This is a genomic window from Sphingomonas sp. (genome assembly GCF_964263785.1).
GTDB lineage: Bacteria > Pseudomonadota > Alphaproteobacteria > Sphingomonadales > Sphingomonadaceae > Sphingomonas.
The window spans coordinates 1-15,810 of sequence record NZ_CAXVWL010000076.1 but is presented as its reverse complement, the minus strand read 5'-3'; the positions used below and the strand labels follow the sequence as shown (position 1 = coordinate 15,810).

At 67.7% G+C, this 15,810-nt stretch carries 12 protein-coding genes and 2 pseudogenes; 9 read left to right on the top strand and 5 right to left on the bottom strand.

Annotated elements, in window-relative coordinates; genetic code table 11:
* A pseudogene (locus tag ACE5C1_RS10645) lies at window positions 1–141 on the top strand (IS630 family transposase); the annotation flags it as partial.
* A gap of 556 nt (window positions 142–697) precedes the next feature.
* Here ACE5C1_RS10645 and lgt read toward each other — a convergent pair.
* Window positions 698–1,603 (bottom strand): prolipoprotein diacylglyceryl transferase, encoded by a 906-nt coding sequence (gene lgt / locus ACE5C1_RS10640; protein ID WP_374944051.1) that lies wholly within the window; start codon window positions 1,601–1,603, stop codon window positions 698–700.
* An 81-nt stretch (window positions 1,604–1,684) separates the two neighbouring features.
* On the opposite strand from lgt, the gene ACE5C1_RS10635 reads away from it, so the two are divergent.
* The 4 genes from ACE5C1_RS10635 to phbB are packed head-to-tail and all read left to right on the top strand — an operon-like array spanning window position 1,685 to window position 7,312.
* Window positions 1,685–3,367: a class I adenylate-forming enzyme family protein gene (locus tag ACE5C1_RS10635; RefSeq protein ID WP_374944050.1), complete on the top strand. Its 1,683-nt coding sequence runs from the start codon at window positions 1,685–1,687 to the stop codon at window positions 3,365–3,367.
* Window position 3,368: 1 nt separating this feature from the next.
* Entirely contained in the window at window positions 3,369–5,555 is a 2,187-nt protein-coding gene (locus tag ACE5C1_RS10630; protein ID WP_374944049.1) for a molybdopterin cofactor-binding domain-containing protein, read from the top strand.
* On the top strand, window positions 5,552–6,556 hold the full coding sequence (gene hemH, locus ACE5C1_RS10625) for a ferrochelatase (RefSeq protein ID WP_374944048.1): 1,005 nt from the start codon (window positions 5,552–5,554) through the stop codon (window positions 6,554–6,556). The genes ACE5C1_RS10630 and hemH overlap by 4 nt, the downstream gene beginning before the upstream one ends.
* Window positions 6,557–6,589: 33 nt before the next feature.
* Window positions 6,590–7,312: an acetoacetyl-CoA reductase gene (gene phbB / locus ACE5C1_RS10620; RefSeq protein ID WP_374944047.1), complete on the top strand. Its 723-nt coding sequence runs from the start codon at window positions 6,590–6,592 to the stop codon at window positions 7,310–7,312.
* A gap of 530 nt (window positions 7,313–7,842) precedes the next feature.
* On the opposite strand, the gene ACE5C1_RS10615 is transcribed toward phbB, so the two are convergent.
* Entirely contained in the window at window positions 7,843–8,232 is a 390-nt protein-coding gene (locus tag ACE5C1_RS10615) for a glycine zipper 2TM domain-containing protein (protein ID WP_374944046.1), read from the bottom strand.
* Window positions 8,233–8,375: 143 nt separating this feature from the next.
* Between ACE5C1_RS10615 and ACE5C1_RS10610 the strand changes: the two genes are divergently transcribed.
* Complete coding sequence (locus ACE5C1_RS10610) at window positions 8,376–9,419, top strand: esterase-like activity of phytase family protein (protein WP_374944045.1); 1,044 nt, start codon at window positions 8,376–8,378, stop codon at window positions 9,417–9,419.
* A 36-nt stretch (window positions 9,420–9,455) separates the two neighbouring features.
* On the opposite strand, the gene rpmB is transcribed toward ACE5C1_RS10610, so the two are convergent.
* Window positions 9,456–9,767, bottom strand: coding sequence for a 50S ribosomal protein L28 (rpmB, locus tag ACE5C1_RS10605; protein WP_374944044.1), 312 nt, complete (start codon window positions 9,765–9,767; stop codon window positions 9,456–9,458).
* 147 nt (window positions 9,768–9,914) lie between these two features.
* Between rpmB and ACE5C1_RS10600 the strand changes: the two genes are divergently transcribed.
* Together ACE5C1_RS10600 and ACE5C1_RS10595 are read left to right on the top strand one after the other, a co-directional pair.
* Entirely contained in the window at window positions 9,915–10,133 is a 219-nt protein-coding gene (locus ACE5C1_RS10600) for a hypothetical protein (RefSeq protein WP_374944043.1), read from the top strand.
* A 69-nt stretch (window positions 10,134–10,202) separates the two neighbouring features.
* Window positions 10,203–10,631: a nucleoside deaminase gene (locus ACE5C1_RS10595; protein WP_374944052.1), complete on the top strand. Its 429-nt coding sequence runs from the start codon at window positions 10,203–10,205 to the stop codon at window positions 10,629–10,631.
* Between the two features lie 101 nt (window positions 10,632–10,732).
* Here ACE5C1_RS10595 and ACE5C1_RS10590 read toward each other — a convergent pair whose 3' ends face one another.
* A complete protein-coding gene (locus ACE5C1_RS10590) occupies window positions 10,733–11,413 on the bottom strand; it encodes an OmpA family protein (protein ID WP_374944042.1) in 681 nt (226 codons plus the stop codon).
* 128 nt (window positions 11,414–11,541) lie between these two features.
* On the opposite strand from ACE5C1_RS10590, the gene ACE5C1_RS10585 reads away from it, so the two are divergent.
* Window positions 11,542–12,846, top strand: coding sequence for a hemolysin family protein (locus ACE5C1_RS10585; RefSeq protein ID WP_374944041.1), 1,305 nt, complete (start codon window positions 11,542–11,544; stop codon window positions 12,844–12,846).
* Window positions 12,847–13,850: 1,004 nt separating this feature from the next.
* On the opposite strand, the pseudogene ligD reads toward ACE5C1_RS10585, so the two are convergent.
* Window positions 13,851–15,659, bottom strand: a pseudogene (gene ligD / locus ACE5C1_RS10580) (DNA ligase D); the annotation flags it as partial.
* Window positions 15,660–15,810 lie beyond the last annotated feature (151 nt).

Below are 15,810 nucleotides of genomic sequence, written 5' to 3'. Positions count from 1 at the left end.
GTCGACCTCCAGGCCACCATCGACCGCTTCGTCGCCGAGCACAACGCCACCGACCCCCAGCCCTTCCAGTGGACCGCCGACCCCGATCGGATCATCGCCGCCGTCCGGCGTGGGCACCAAGCGTTAGAATCGATCCACTAGTTCGTCAAAGGCAGCCCGTGTAGCGCCGCGTGTGACCGAAGGCTTGTTCGGCAAAGAGTGCCGCTTGCGCCGCGGAGAAGAGGATCGCTGCCGGCGGGGCGATGGAGTGAGCTATTTCGCGCACAATCTTGGGATCACCAGCGTGTGGGCGAGCGGCTGATCAAGTAGGTCGGCAATAGCCGCGAGAAGCTCGACGAAGCAGACGTCAAGCTGAAGAAGAAGGGTTGACTGCCCGCCGGTGCGCTATCGCCTGCCAAACGAGCTCTGGTCACAAGAGTTTGTCAGGCCTGACGCAGCGGAGCTGAACACCGGTTGCTCGCGCGGCGGCGATAACACCAGCACGTGGAGCGCCACGTGCCCAGGTGCCAGAGCTGCCCGCGCCACCGTTCGCCCGTACAGCTTGCAACACTCGTGGATTACGTACCGGGGGCAACCGCTCCACGAAACGAAGTTTGACCGGTACCGCTTCGGGCGACGGCTATGATTGTAGGCGTCAAGGAAGAGCCGGAGGTGCTTGTGCATGATGCACCATCAAGGCCCAGCTGAAATACCTGGCTTAGGCAACGCTCTCGCTCCCGGCGATCGGTTCGACGCGGGTGCGGCGTTTGGCGGCGGTGGCCATCAGATAGGCCCCGCCTGCGATCATCGGCACGCATAGCCACTGTCCCATGTGGATGCCGGTCGCCTCGACGAAGGTGCCGCGAAACTGCGCATCGGGTTCACGAAAGAATTCGACAATGAAGCGCGCGGCACCGTAGCCGATCAGGAACAGCCCGACGAGCTTTCCGGGATCGTAGCGCGCCTTCGTGCGCCAGAACGCGAACCAGAGGATCGCGAACAGAATTACACCTTCAAGTCCCGCTTCGTAGAGCTGGCTGGGGTGGCGCGCGGGTTCGATCTGGTCGAAGGCGACGGTGCGTTCGAAGACGATGCCCCACGCGACATCGGTCGGCTTGCCCCACAGCTCGCCGTTGACGAAGTTCGCAAGGCGGCCGAAGAACAGCCCGAACGGCACGCAGCAGGCGATATAATCGTGGACGCGCAGCCAGTTCAGCCGGTGCTTGCGCGCGAACAGGATCAGCCCGAGCGACGTGCCGATCACCCCGCCGTGGAACGACATGCCGCCGTCCCATAGCCGCAGGATGCGAAGCGGGTGCAGGAGCATATCCGGCGCGTAGAACAGCACATAGCCGATCCGCCCGCCCAGGATGATGCCGAGCGTCGCGTAGAAGACGAGGTCGTCGGCGTGCCGTCTGGCCATCGGCGCGCCGGGCTGGGCGAGCAGCTTGAGCAGATACCACCAGCCGACGAGGATGCCCGAGATATAGGCGAGGCTGTACCAGCGCAGCGTGAAGAAGCCGATCGAGAAGACGTTGGGGTTTAGCCCAAGGTCGGCGAATCGGACGTGGCCGGGCGCAGCACCGATCGCGGGGGCGGCTGCGGCAAGTGTGGTCAGGATCAAGGCTTTCCCCTTAGCGTGCGCGCCTGCATAAGGGCGCGAGGCGACAAGACCAAGCGCTAGAAGACCCAAGCGGAGAGAGCGATGCGGAGCGAACTCGACGACGTGATGGACGCGGTCCTGGCCGAATTGACCGGGACGAGCGGGCCGCTGCCGCTGGGGACGGCCGAGCGCTACGGAGTGACGCTGCCGACGATCGCCAGCGCGCCCGCGACGCTGCCCGACTATTTCGCGCATTATTGCAGGGAACATGCCGCACTGACCTTCCTGGTCGCGGGGGATGAGCGGCTGACCTTCGCCGAGGTGTACGCGCAGGCGGGAGCGGTCGCGCGAGGGCTGATGGGCGCGCACGGCATCGCGCGCGGCGACCGGGTCGGCATCGCCATGCGCAATTCGCCGGCATGGATCGCACTGTACATGGGCATCGTGATGGCGGGCGGGGTCGCGACGTTGCTCAACGGCTGGTGGCAGGCGGAGGAGCTGGCGAGCGCGATCGCCAATGTCGATTGCACGCTGGTGCTGGCGGATCCACTGCGCGCCAAGCGGCTGGCCGACGTGGCGGTGCCGGTGCTGGCGATCGACGACACCTTGCCCCTGGCCGAGGCTCTCTGCGCCCTGACTGCGGAGGCGGAGGACGCCGCGGCCCCGAGCGTCGGCGCCGATGACAATGCGACAATCCTGTTCACCTCGGGCTCGACGGGGCAGTGCAAGGGCGCGCTGAGCGATCACCGGGCGGTGACGCAGGCGGTGTTCAATTATCTCGCCTCCGCACTCACCGTGTTCGGCATCGCCGCGCGGGAGGGCAATCCGCCGCAGGGGCAGCCGGCGACGTTGCTCAACGTGCCGCTGTTCCATGTCACCGCCGAGGTGCCGGTTATGCTGCAGAGCTTGGCGATGGGGCGCAAGCTGGTGCTGATGCCCAAATGGGATCCCGAGGAGGCGATGCGGCTGATCGACAAGGAGCGGGTCACCTATTTCGTCGGCGTGCCGCTGATGAGCTTCGAGATGCTGACCCACCCGAACCGTGGCAAGTACGACCTGTCGACCGTCACCGACATCGCCGCGGGCGGCGCGCCGCGGCCCGTCGAGCACGTCCGGCGGATCGCCGACGAGATGGAGGGCGCGCCGCTGATCGGCTACGGCTTGACCGAGACCAACGGCATCGGCTGCGCCAATTGGCGGAGTAACTACATCGCCAAGCCGACGTCGTGCGGGCGCGCCTCGGCGCCGCTGGTCGATCTGGCGATCCTGGATGATGCGGGCAATGCGCTGGCGCAAGGCGCACGCGGCGAGATCGGCATCCGGTCGATCGCCAACTTTAAGGAATATTGGGGCAATCCAGCGGCGACCGCGGCGGCGGTGACCGCCGACGGCTATTTCCGCACCGGCGACATCGGCTATCTCGACGATGCCGGCTATCTGTTCATTGTCGACCGCAAGAAGGACATCATCATTCGCGGCGGCGAGAACATCAGCTGCCAAGAGGTCGAGGACGCGCTCTACAAGCATCCGCAAGTCGTGGAGGCGGCGGTGTTCGGGCTGGTCGACGAGCGGCTCGGCGAAGTGCCGGGCGCGGTCGTGATGCTGAAGGGGGCTGCCGACGCCGAGGCGCTGCGCGCGTTCCTCGCCGAGCATATCGCGGCGTTCAAGGTGCCGCAGCGGATCTGGATCGCCGGCGGCCCGCTGCCGCGGCTGGGAACCGAGAAGATCGACAAGGTGACGCTGAGGGCGAAGTACCGCGCGCTGGCGACGGAGGTCGCGGCGTAGGTTGCTCACCCGGCGCAATATCCTGATCGGCGGCGGCGCGGGCGTCGGGCTGGTCGTCGCCTGGACGCTGTGGCCGCGCACCTATGCGCCCAACCTCGTCCTCAATCCGGGCGAGCACGGCTTTGGCGCGTGGCTGAAGATCGGCAGCGACGGGCATGTGAGCGTGGCGGTGCCGCAGGCCGAGCATGGGCAGGGGAGCTGGACCGCGTTGCCGCAGATCGTTGCGGACGAACTGGGAGCGGACTGGCGGACGGTGGGCGTCGAGCCTGCGCCGCCTAACCCGCTCTACGCCAACCCGCTCGGCCTGAGCGAGCTGCTCGAGGGGGTGCTGGGGGCACTGCCCGGGGGCGAGGCGATCATGCTCACCGGTGGATCGACGTCGGTGCGGATGTTCGAGGGGGCGTGCCGCGAGGCGGGTGCGGCGGCGCGGGTGTTGCTGGCGCAGGTCGCGGCGACGCGCTGGGGCGTGGCGTGGCAGGACTGTACCGCGCGCGACGGGTTCGTCGTTCATGGCAAGCAGCGGGTGCGCTTCGCCGAGTTGGCCGAGGCGGCGGCGAGCGGGACATTGCCCGATCCGCTGCCGATCGGGGTTGGCGGTGCCGGGCGGCTGATGGGGCAATCGGTGGCGCGGATCGATGCGCCGTCGAAGGTGGATGGATCGGCCAACTTCGCGGGCGACGTGCGGCTGCCGGATATGGTGCACGCCGCGGTGCGGGCCGGGCCGACTCCTGAGTCGCGGTTGCTTTCTGTCGATCGGGCGGCGGCGGACCGGATATCGGGCGTCGTATCCGTGGTCACCGCGGACCATTGGGTCGCGGCGGTCGCGACCACCGGCTGGGCGGCACAGCGCGCGCTCGATGCGATGGCGCCACGGTTCGAGACGCGGGGGACGCCGGTCACGACCGCTTCGATCGACGCGGCGCTCGGCCGGGCGTTGGCCGCCGATGGCGTGCGGCTGGCGTCCGTTGGCGAGGAGGCCACGGGTGGGCGCGAGATCGCCGCGCGCTACGATGCAGCGCTCGGCGTTCATGCGGCAATCGAGACGCCGACCGCGACCGCTGCCTACCGCGACGGGCGGCTGGAACTGTGGCTGGCAACGCAGGCGCCCGGCGCTGCGCGCGATGCTGCGGCGCGGGCGTGCGGGCTGTCGGCGGATGCGATCGTCATGCATCCGATGCCGATCGGCGGATCGTTCGGCGTCGCGCTGGAGCACGCCGCGGCCGAACAGGCAGCGGTGCTCGCGGTCAAGCTGCTGCGGCCGGTCAGCTTGGTCTGGTCGCGTGGCGAGGCGACGCTCCACGACCGATACCGGCCGCCGGCGCGCGCGCGGATGCGCGCGCGGATCGGCGCGAATGGTGCGATCCTCGGGTGGCGTGCGGCGATCGCAGCGCCATCGACGGGTCATGCGCTCGCACGATGCCTCGTTCCCGGCGCGGTTACGGATGCGGCGCTCGCCGCCGGCGGCAGGGGAGACCGCTATGCCGTCGCGGGCGCGCTGCCGCCGTACCGCATCCCGGCGGTCGCGGTCGATCACCACCCCGCCGAGATCGACGTGCCAACGGGGCATCTGCGCGGTGGGGCGCATGGCTACACGGCGTTCTTCACCGAATGTTTCCTCGACAAGATCGCGCGCGTCGGGGGCAACGAGCCGCTGTCGTTCCGCATCGGCATGCTGGGCGGCGAGCCACGCCTTGCGCGATGCCTGTCGACCGCGGCGGCGCTCGGCGGCTGGGACGGCGGGGTTGCGGGGAGCGGTCAGGGGATCGCGTGTCATGCGTTCCGCGGCAGCTACATCGCGGTGCTTGCCGACGCGCACGTCGACGGGGATGGGGACGGCGGGCGGATCGTCGTCGACCGGCTGGTCGCCGCGGTGGATTGCGGGCGGCAGATCAACCCCGATCTGGTGCGGCAGCAGATCGAGGGCGGGCTGATCTTCGGTCTTGCGCACGCTCTCGGCGCCTCGACCGGGTTCGCAGGCGGACTTGCCGAGGTGCGCGGGTTCGACCGGCTCGCCATCCCACGCCTTGCGGACACCCCCGACCTGACGGTCGAGCTGATCGCCAGCGACGAAGCGCCCGGCGGCGTGAGCGAGATCGGCATGCCCGCGGTGGTGCCCGCAATCGCCAACGCGCTATTCGCCAGCACCGGTGTGCGGCTGCGCACACTTCCGCTAAGGGCAGGCGGATGATTTCGAGCGACCACCCTCCGATACCCGCGTCAAAGGTCGGCGTGCTGCTGATGAACCTCGGAACGCCGGATGCGCCCGACACCAAGTCGGTGCGGACCTATCTCGCGGAATTCCTGTCGGATCGCCGGGTTGTGGAGCTGCCGCAGATCGTGTGGCAGCCGATCCTGCGCGGGTTGGTGCTGACGACGCGGCCGAAGAAATCGGCGCACGCCTACAGCCAGGTCTGGCGCGAGGACGGCTCGCCGCTTGCCGCGATCACGCGCGCGCAGGGAGCGGCGTTGAAGGATGCGTTCGGCCCGCACGTGCTGGTCGACTGGGCGATGCGGTATGGCCGCCCGGCGATCGCCGAGCGGTTGCAGGCGATGAAGGATGCGGGATGCGAGCGCATCCTCCTGGCCCCGTTATACCCGCAATATTGCGCCGCGACGACTGCGACCGCCAACGACAAGGCGTTCGCGTATCTGGCGAGCCAGCGCTGGCAACCCGCGATCCGCACGCTGCCGCCGTATCACGACGATCCGGCCTATATCGCGGCCCTCTGCGACTCGATCGACGCGGGAATTGCGGCGCTCAACTTCGTTCCCGATGCGCTCGTTACCAGCTTCCACGGCATGCCCCGGCGCACGCTGGAAATGGGCGATCCGTATCATTGCCACTGCCAGAAGACCGCGCGGCTGCTCGGCGAGGCGCTCGGTCGAGAGGTGACGATTGCCTTTCAATCGCGCTTCGGGCCCGCCAAGTGGCTCGGCCCTGCGACCGACGAGACGCTGGTCGCTCTCGCGCAGGCGGGCAAGCGCAGGGTCGTGATCGTCGCGCCGGGCTTCTCCGTCGATTGCCTGGAGACGCTGGAGGAACTGGCGCTGCGCGGGCGCGAGTCGTTCGTCGAGGCTGGCGGCACCGACTTCGCCTACATTCCGTGCCTCAACGATTCGCCCGGCAGCGTCGCGATGCTGACGACGATCCTGCGGCGGGAACTTGCGGGGTGGGTATCCTTTCCATAGCCTAGAGAAAAACAACAAGAGAGGATGACTGGCATGGCACGCGTAGCGATCGTAACCGGGGGAACCCGCGGTATCGGCGAGGCGATCAGCACGATGCTGAAGGACGCGGGGATGACCGTCGCCGCAAACTATGCGGGCAATACCCAGCGGGCTGAGGAATTCACCCAACGTACCGGCATCGACACCTTCCGCTGGGATGTCGCGGACTATGATGCCTGCCAGGCGGGCGTCGCGGAAGTGGAAGCGGCGTTGGGGCCGGTCGACGTCGTCGTCAACAACGCAGGGATTACCCGTGACGGTACGATCCTGAAGATGACCTATCAGATGTGGAAGGAGGTCATGGACACCAATCTGGGCGGGTGCTTCAACATGGCCAAGGCCACGTTCCCCGGCATGCGAACGCGCAAATGGGGGCGGATCGTCAACATCGGTTCCATCAACGGCCAAGCGGGGCAATACGGGCAGGTGAACTATGCCGCCGCGAAATCGGGCATTCATGGGTTTACCAAAGCGCTTGCTCAAGAGGGAGCACGGGCCGGGGTGACGGTGAATGCGATCGCGCCCGGGTATATCGATACCGACATGGTGGCGGCGGTGCCTGCGGATGTGCTGGAGAAGATCGTCGCGAAGATCCCGGTAGGCCGCTTGGGGCAGGCAAGCGAGATCGCTCGGGGAGTGGCCTTCCTGTGTTCCGAGGAGGGTGGGTTCGTTACCGGGTCTACGCTGAGCATCAATGGCGGTCAGCATATGTACTGACGGGCGCAGGCGCGGAAGGCAGCTTCCGCGCCGGTGCAAGCCGCAAAGCGGCGGGCAGCGCCCGGCACGGCCGGCGAGGCCGCGTAGCGGAACTCGGACGACGTCATGAGCGGCGGCTTTGCCGTCGCTCCTTTGTTTAGACGGGTAGAAGGCGACAAGGGGGGACGGCGGCAAAGCCGCCGCCATTCGTCGGACGGGTTTTGCTTCGCCACCCGCCGACCGTGCCCGGCGCTGCGCGCTTTGCGCGCATCGGTGCGGGCGTGGCCGCACCTGCGCGGGGGCACAAAAGGGCCGGTCAGATACGCGACCGGCCCTCCGCTCCCGATACGCCACACGGGAGCTGTACGCACCGCCTACGGGCGGTAGCTGGTGAAAGTGTTGGAAGGTGCGACGGCAAAGCCGCCGCAGCCTGCTCCGGCGAAGGCCGGGGTCGGACGAGTTCCGCTTCACGGCCTCGCCGACCGGGCCGGGTGATGCGCCGCTATGCGGCTGCACCGGCTTGGAAGGCGAGCCTTCCAAACCTTACCCCGTCAGCACCCCCGGGGATTGTTCGACCGTCCCACGGCCCGCCCTGCCAGCGCACCGGCGGCACCGCCCAGGATCGTCCCCGTCGCCCGGTCGCCGCGGCTGTCGATCGAGCGCCCGAGCAGACCGCCCGCGATCGCGCCGACGATGGTGCCGGTCGTGCCGCTGTTGCAGCGCTGGTTGCGGTTGCGGTAATAACCGCGGTCGTCGCGATAGGTGCGGTTATTGTACCCGCGGCGATCGTAGTCGCGGCGGTTGTAGCCGTCCTGATACGCATCGCCGTACGCCTGCTCGTAGCGCTGGCCGTGATAGCGTTGCGCCTCGGCAGCCGCGGGGACCAATGCGGTCGCGCTCAGGGCGAGGGCGGCTGCGGCGAGCGAGAATGGCTTCAACATGGTGTGTCTCCCGTTGGTCGCGGGGCACGCGGCCCTGCGTCGATGGAGGCCTTATGGTCGAGTCGCGTTGAGCGGACCCTGAATGCACTCGTTATCGCGGGTTCAGGCTTCCCCGCAGGAGCATCGGCCGTCATGGCGGGGCGATGCGTGCCTGCGTCGTCGTCTGTTCGGTCGTGCTTTTCGTCCTTGGTATCGTGCCAGGCTGGTCGGGAGAGACGCGCCTGCCACTGCTGGACGTCCGCGCGCAGATGGATGCGACGCGGGTCGACCTCGATCCGCGCAGCCCGCAGCGCCGCCGCGTCGGGCAGCTCTTGTTCCTCGGCGGGGTGGCGCTGACGAGCCGCGATCCGGCGTTCGGCGGCTTTTCGGCACTGGCGGTGGACGGCGACCGCTTCACCCTGCTGAGCGACGGCGGCAATGTCGTTCGCTTTCGGATGGGGGCCGACTGGCGGCCGCATGCGCTGGTCTTCTCGAACCTCCCCGCCGGGCCGGGCACCGGCTGGGACAAGCGCGACCGCGACAGCGAATCGCTGGCGGTCGATCCGGCAACAGGGCGGCTGTGGGTCGGCTTCGAGAACAGCGACGCGATCTGGCGCTATGCACCGGGCTTCGCGCGCGCCGAAGCGCAGGTGGTGCCGCCAGCGATGGCGGCGTGGCCCAACAACGGCGGCCCCGAATCGCTCGCCCGGCTACCCGGCGGACGCTTCGTCGCGATCGGCGAAGTACCGCACGTGCCGCCACGGGCATGGGCGGGGAGCGAGGCTGCGCGGCTGCATACCCGCGATGCGCGCGTCTTCTTCGGCGATCCGACGGCGCCCGGATTGCGGCAGGCGCGCTTCGCCTATGTGCCGTTCGGCCGCTACGATCCGGCAGATGCGGCGGCGTTGCCGAACGGCGACCTCCTCGTCCTCGATCGCCGTTTCGCGCTGCCGTTCCACTGGTCGAACCGGCTGTCGGTCGTCCCTGCCGCTACCATCGGCGCGGGCCGGGTGGCGCGGGGGCGGCTGATCGCCACGCTCGACGCGCCGCTGATCCACGACAATTTCGAAGGTGTGGCGGTCACCCGGGAGGGCGCCGATACGATCCTGTGGCTGGTGTCGGACGACAACCAGCTGCCGATCCAGCGCTCGCTGCTGCTGAAGTTCCGGCTTGAGACGCGCATGCCGAAAGCCCGCTCGCCGAGATAGGCGAGCGGGCTTTCCGAACCGGCACCCCGAAGGAGTTCAGGCGGTGGCGGCAGCCTCGGGCGTCTTGACCGCGATCTTCTTGACGATGTCGCGCTTGAGGCGACGGGCGCGCAGCGACAGATCGGTGTCTGACGTCTTGACCAGCCAATTGTCGAGCCCGCCATTGTGCTCGACCGAGCGCAGCCCGTGGGTCGAAACGCGCAGGCGGATGCTGCGCTCGAGCGAATCGGAGATCAGCGTGACGTTCTGCAGATTGGGCAGGAAGGTCCGCTTGGTCTTGTTGTTGGCGTGGGAGACATTGTGTCCCACCTGCCGGCCCTTGCCGGTCAGCTCGCAGATGCGCGACATGGTTCAAATCCTGGTTTCAGGCAAAGGCCCGGAAAGGCCGCGGCGTTAGCGGGCACGCGCGCTTGCGTCAACCGTGGGCGGCGTGAAACCCGCGGGCGCGAGCAAGCGTTGCGCAGACGAACCGTTTGTCCCGAGAGGTAGATTCCCATGCGCACGCTGCTTGTCCTGATCGGCTTTGCCGCCCTCGTCCTGGTGGCGCTGCTGTTCTTCGGCATCATCAACATCGATCAGACGCGCCCGGGCGTTGTCCAGGCGCCCGCGTTCAAGGCCGATGTCGCCAAGGTGCGGATGGGCACCGAGCAGAAGACCGTGACCGTCCCGACCGTCGACATCGACAAGCCGGGCAATACCGCCGCGGCGCACTGATGGAATCGGCGATTTGACCTGAGCGAGGCGGGCGGGCACGGGCGGGCTATGTTCCGCCTGCCCGATCCGATGGCCCAGGCGCTCGCCGCCGCCCGCGATGCCGCTGCGGCGGGAGAGGTGCCGGTGGGCGCGGCGATCGTCCGGGACGGCGCGGTGCTGGCGGTGCTGGCCAATGCGCCGCGCGCGCTGCACGACCCCACCGCGCATGCCGAGATGCGGGTGATCCGCGAGGCTGCAAGGCTGCTGCAACGCGAGCGGCTGGAGGATTGCGACCTGTGGGTGACGCTGGAGCCGTGCGCGATGTGCGCAGGCGCGATCGCGCATGCCCGGATCGCGCGGCTGTATTATGGGGCGCCCGATCCAAAGGGTGGGGCGGTGGAGCATGGGGCTCGGCTGTTCGGGCAGCCGACGTGCCATCACCGGCCGGAGGTCTATGGGGGGATCGGGGAGGTGGCTTCGGGAGCGTTGCTCCGGGGGTTCTTTGCGGGGCGACGATAGCACGACTACCCCCTTCCCCGTTCGTGCTGAGCGAAGTCGAAGCACATCGCCAAGCGCCAGGCCCTTCGACTTCGCACAGCACGAACGGAGTTTAGGGGGCTTCAGTTTCCCCGCACGTCGTTCTGGGTCACCGGCACGATCTTGATCTCTACCCGGCGGTTGGCGGCGCGGCCCTCGTCGGTGTCGTTCGAGGCGATCGGCTGGGTCTCGCCGTAGCCGCGGGTGGCGATGCGGGCGGACTGGACGCCGTGTCCCGAGAGGTAATCCGCCACCGACAGCGCACGGCGTTCGGACAGCGTCTGGTTGTACGCGTCGCTGCCGGTCGAATCGGTGTGGCCGTACACGTCGATATAGGTCTGATTGTATTGGCCGAGCGTATCGGCGACCTGATCGAGGGTGCGCTGGAACGCGGGCGCGACGTCGGCGCTGTCGTAGGCGAAGGTGATGCCCGACGGGATGTTGAGTACCAGATCGTCGCCGCGGCGGATCACCTGGACGTCGGTGCCCGCTGTACGCGCGCGCAGGTCGCGCTCCTGGCGGTCCATGTATGCGCCGATGCCTGCGCCGGCGAGCCCGCCGATGCCGGCGCCGACGATCTTCTCGGTCCGGTCATGGCGCCCGCCGACGAGGTCGCCGAGCAGGTAGCCGCCGAGCGCGCCGCCGATGCCGCCGATCGCGGCCTTGGAGATGCGGCGCTCGCCGGTCTGAGGATCAGTCGTACAGGCGCTGGTGGTCACCAAGGCGCCGAGCGCGGCCATTGCCATCAGTTTTGCGGTCTTCATGCTGCAACTCCCTGCATTTCACCCCACAACTCGGGCGTCGCGACGCTTGTTCCACGTGCGAACTGAACCCCAGGTTACAGGGTTAGCCGTTGTGGAACCGGGCGCGGTGCGGCAAAGGTGACGCGCCGATGGCACCGCTTCCCCCCTTTCCCTGGATCGACGTCGCGATCATCCTGGCGCTGGTCGCGCTGAACGGCGTGTTCTCGATGAGCGAGCTCGCGATCGTCTCGGCGCGCAAGGCGCGTATGGAGGCGATGGCGCGCAGCGGGCGCAAGGGCGCGCGTGCGGCGATCCTGCTGGCGTCCGATCCGGGCAAGTTCCTGTCGACCGTGCAGATCGGCATTACCCTGATCGGCATCGTCGCGGGCGCCTATTCGGGATCGAGTCTCGGCACGCCGACCGCGGCGCGGCTGGAGCGGCTGGGGCTGCCGGCCGAGACCGCGCATACGCTGGGGCTGACGCTGGTCATCGGGCTGACGACCTATGCCTCGCTGATCGTCGGCGAGCTCGTCCCCAAGCAGTTCGCGCTGCGCAAGCCCGAGGGCATCGCCGCGGTGATGGCGCCGGTGATGCGTTGGCTTGCGATCCTGACTGCGCCGATCGTGTGGGTGCTCGATTCGACCAGCGCGCTGATCTTCCACCTGCTGCGCCTCGATCGCGAAGGTGAGGATAATGTCACCGCCGAAGAGCTGCACATGATCGTTGCCGAAGCTTCCAAATCGGGGGTGATCGAGGAGCATGAGCGATCAATCATTTCCGGCGTCGTGCGGCTCGCGGACCGGCCGGTGCGCGAGGTGATGACGCCGCGGACCGACGTCGACTGGCTCGACTGCACGCTGGGCGCCGACGCGATCCGCGATACCTTGCTCGCCAGCCTGCACACCCGGCTGCCGGTGGGCGAGGGGTCGATCGATGCGGTGCGCGGGGTGGTGCAGGCGCGCGACATCGCCGCGGCACTGTTCCGCGGCGAGGCGCTCGATCTGACCAGGCTGATGCGCAAGGCGCCGGTGGTGATCGATCGGATCGATGCGATGGACGCGCTGCTGGCGCTGCGCGAGGCCGAGGTGCCGATGGCGCTGATCCACGACGAATACGGCCATTTCGAAGGCATCGTGACCCCGGCCGACCTGCTGGCGGCGATCGCGGGCGAGTTCGCATCGGACACCGATCCGGACGAATCGCCCAACGTGGTGGAGCGCGAGGACGGATCGCTGCTGGTCGCGGGGACGATGGCCGCGGATGCGCTGGCCGACCGGCTGGGCATCGACCTGCCCGACGACCGCGACTATGCGACGGTGGCGGGGCTGGCGCTGGCGGCGTTCCGGCACCTGCCGGGCGAAGGCGAGCATTTCGCGCTGCAGGGATGGCGGTTCGAGGTGGTCGACCTGGACGGACGGCGGATCGACAAGCTGCTGGTGAGCGCGGAAGGTTAGGCTAAGGTGAGGCCAATGGCGCTGGTCGGGGCGCGGAAGGTCACTGGAAGGTCGCGTCCTGCATCGGTGCGGCGAGCGGCCCAAAGTTGTTGAAGTTGCCGCATGTCGCGGGTTTTCTACGTGTCGGTCGGCACCGATCGTGTTGCTTGTGTAGCAATGAGAAAGAGCGTGCGCAGGGTTGCGCCGAGTCGTCAGGACCGTGGCACAGGTGGCGGGCTGTAGGACAGCGGTTTGCTAAGCGGCCGCTCCGCCCAGAGGCGATCGTTTCAGACCGATCTTATCAATCCCAAAACGTGCCATTTTTAATGCGAAATTAAAGGTTTTGCATCAGCGGGCGGGCGCGGCTCTCGGCCGGCTCTCGTCTATTTACGGGTGTTTCCGAGAGGCGGAAAGGCTTCCCGATTGCAAAGGTTCACATCGACGCGCACACTGACAGCATGGCTTGGAAACAACTTGTCCGTGCTTCTGCGTGGGCGCTGGTCGTTCTGCTCGCGAGCTTCTTTGTCGTCAACGTGATCATGACCGCGTGGTACAGCTACACCGACCCCTATGATGGACAAGGCGGCTTAGCTGCATTCGTACTCGGGCTATATGTCGCCCCAGCATTCGCCATAGTGACGTTCGCTCTTGTTTTGATCCGAGGCCGCTAACGATCACCTTTTCCGCGCTCGTGATGCAAAACTCACAGGTTCTGCATCACGCCGGGAACGGCAGAAATCCGGGCGCTGCCATGATGCATATGTGCGATGCACGCCGCCGTGGCATGCGCCGATATCTGACCGCAACAGCATCGCCATCGGGACGGCAGTTATCGCCCATCTCGCTCGTAAAGCCGCCTGTCCAGTTGCCACCAAACGTCGACCTTTGCCTTGTCCGTAAGGACTTTCGGCCTCCGAGCCGGGCGTCGCGCTATCTCGGGCGGCAAGAAGAAGCGGGACCCCGGGTCGAGCCCGGGGTTGACGGGGAGGGGGCAGGCCTTTCGGCTTAAATTCGATGTGTGCATCCTACAGATCGGGCAGCACCTGATCCGCCACGCCCCAGCCCTGCAACCCGCGCCCATTCGCCCGCGCGATCAGTTCGTCGCCGTCGCGGATGGTCCAGCGGGCGGCGGTGTCGAGGTCGCGGAGTTCGGTCCAGCTTACCGGCGCGGCTACGGGCGCGTTGGCGCGGGTGCGGGCGGAATAGGGCAGGATCGCGGTGGCGCCGCGCTGGTTGCGGAGCCAGTCGATGAAGATGCGGCCTTTGCGCTTGGCCTTGGACATTACGGAGACGAAGCGGTCGGGGTCCGCTGCGCTGAGGGCTTGGGTGAAGCGGTTGGCGAAGTCCTTGACTGCGGGCCATTCGGCTTGCGGGGTCAGCGGCACGACGACGTGGACGCCCTTGCCCCCCGACAGCATCGCGAAGCTGACGAGGCCGAGTTCGGCGAGCTGGCCCTTGATATAGTCCGCGGCCTTCTTGGTGTCGGCGAAGTCGAGGCCTTCGTCGGGGTCGAGATCGAACACCAGCCGGTCGGGCTTCTCCAGCGTGGCGACCGAGGAGCCCCAGCCGTGGAACTCGATCGAGCCCATCTGGATGCACGCGACCAGCCCTTCGGCATCGGCGACGTAGAGATAGGGTTCGGTGGTGCCGTCCTTTTCCAGCACGTCGACGTGGTGGACCGCTTCGCCGAACGATCCGGCGTCGTGCTTCTGGAAGAAGCAGGCGCGGGCGCGGCCTTGGGGGCAGCGGACGAGGCTGACCGGGCGGTTGGCGGTCCAGGGCAGGATCAGGGAGGAGACCTGGACGACGTAATCCGCCAGGTCGCCCTTGGTCAGATCGCTTTCGGGGAAGATCACGCGGTCGCGGCTGGAGACTTTCGCTTCGATCTTCGGCGCGGGCGCGACCGGTTCGGGAGTCTCGGCGACCACCTCCGCCGCGGGCTTGTCGGTGCGCAATGCGATGAAGCTGGAGTGGCGGAGCACCTTGTCGGGGGTAATCTCGGCATAGGCGACTTCGGCGACGAGTTCGGGTTCGACCCAGCGTGCACCGCGGACGGCGGCACGAGGGGCTTCGACGGTGGCGGTCTTGCGCGCGAGGGGTTCGAGTTTGGCGGCGAGATCGTCCATTGTCGCGGCGTCGAAGCCCGTGCCGACCTTGCCCGCGTAGCGCAAGGCACCGTCTTCGTGGACGCCGAGGAGCAGGGATTTGAGGCCGCGGTGCTTGTCCGAGGGCAACCAGCCGACGATCACGAATTCCTGGCGGAGGATGCACTTGGTCTTCAGCCAGGCCTTGGTGCGCTTACCTTGGTACGGCGCGTCGGCGCGTTTGGAGACGATTCCTTCGAGACCTTCCTTGCACATCGTCTCGAACAAGGCTTCGCCCGAGCCGAGGACGTGTTCGGAATAGTGCAGGCGGTCGTTGCCGGGGATGAGCGGGCGCAGGCGCTCCTTGCGCTGGATGTTGGGGAGCGCGGTCAGGTCCTCGCCATCAATGTGGAGCAGGTCGAAGCCGAAGAAGGTCATGTCGCCGGCGGTGGAGATCGCGTCCTTGAGGGTGGAGAAGTCGGGCTTGCCGTCCTTGAAGGCAACGATCTCGCCGTCGAGGAGTGCGGTTTCGACCGGGAGGGCGGCGGCGGCTTGGGCGATACGTGCGAACTTGTCGGTCCAGTCGAGGCCGCTGCGGGTGTAGACCTTTGCCTGCCCGCCGCCGATGGCGATCAGGGCGCGGTAGCCGTCGTATTTGACCTCGTGGAGCCAGGCGTTGCCAGGGGGGACGGCGTCGACCAGGGTGCAGAGCTGGGGTTCGGTGAAGGGGGGGGCTTTTTTCTTCTTCAATCCTCTCCTGGAGGGGGAGGGGGACCGTGCGGAGCGTGGTGGAGGGGCCGCCCAGGGCGACACCCCTTGGGGGGGCCCCACCACCACCCCCGTAGCGCGAGCGTCGGGGGGAGCCCTGCCCCCGCCCGCTCTCGAAAGCCCGGGGGGCGGT

Coding starts and splice junctions, on each gene's coding strand:
- ACE5C1_RS10635 (WP_374944050.1), top strand. CDS start 1,685: ATGCGGAGCGAACTCGACGACGTGATGGACGCGGTCCTGGCCGAATTG.
- hemH (WP_374944048.1), top strand. CDS start 5,552: ATGATTTCGAGCGACCACCCTCCGATACCCGCGTCAAAGGTCGGCGTG.
- phbB (WP_374944047.1), top strand. CDS start 6,590: ATGGCACGCGTAGCGATCGTAACCGGGGGAACCCGCGGTATCGGCGAG.
- ACE5C1_RS10615 (WP_374944046.1), bottom strand. CDS start 8,232: ATGTTGAAGCCATTCTCGCTCGCCGCAGCCGCCCTCGCCCTGAGCGCG.
- ACE5C1_RS10610 (WP_374944045.1), top strand. CDS start 8,376: ATGCGTGCCTGCGTCGTCGTCTGTTCGGTCGTGCTTTTCGTCCTTGGT.
- rpmB (WP_374944044.1), bottom strand. CDS start 9,767: ATGTCGCGCATCTGCGAGCTGACCGGCAAGGGCCGGCAGGTGGGACAC.
- ACE5C1_RS10600 (WP_374944043.1), top strand. CDS start 9,915: ATGCGCACGCTGCTTGTCCTGATCGGCTTTGCCGCCCTCGTCCTGGTG.
- ACE5C1_RS10595 (WP_374944052.1), top strand. CDS start 10,203: ATGGCCCAGGCGCTCGCCGCCGCCCGCGATGCCGCTGCGGCGGGAGAG.
- ACE5C1_RS10590 (WP_374944042.1), bottom strand. CDS start 11,413: ATGAAGACCGCAAAACTGATGGCAATGGCCGCGCTCGGCGCCTTGGTG.
- ACE5C1_RS10585 (WP_374944041.1), top strand. CDS start 11,542: ATGGCACCGCTTCCCCCCTTTCCCTGGATCGACGTCGCGATCATCCTG.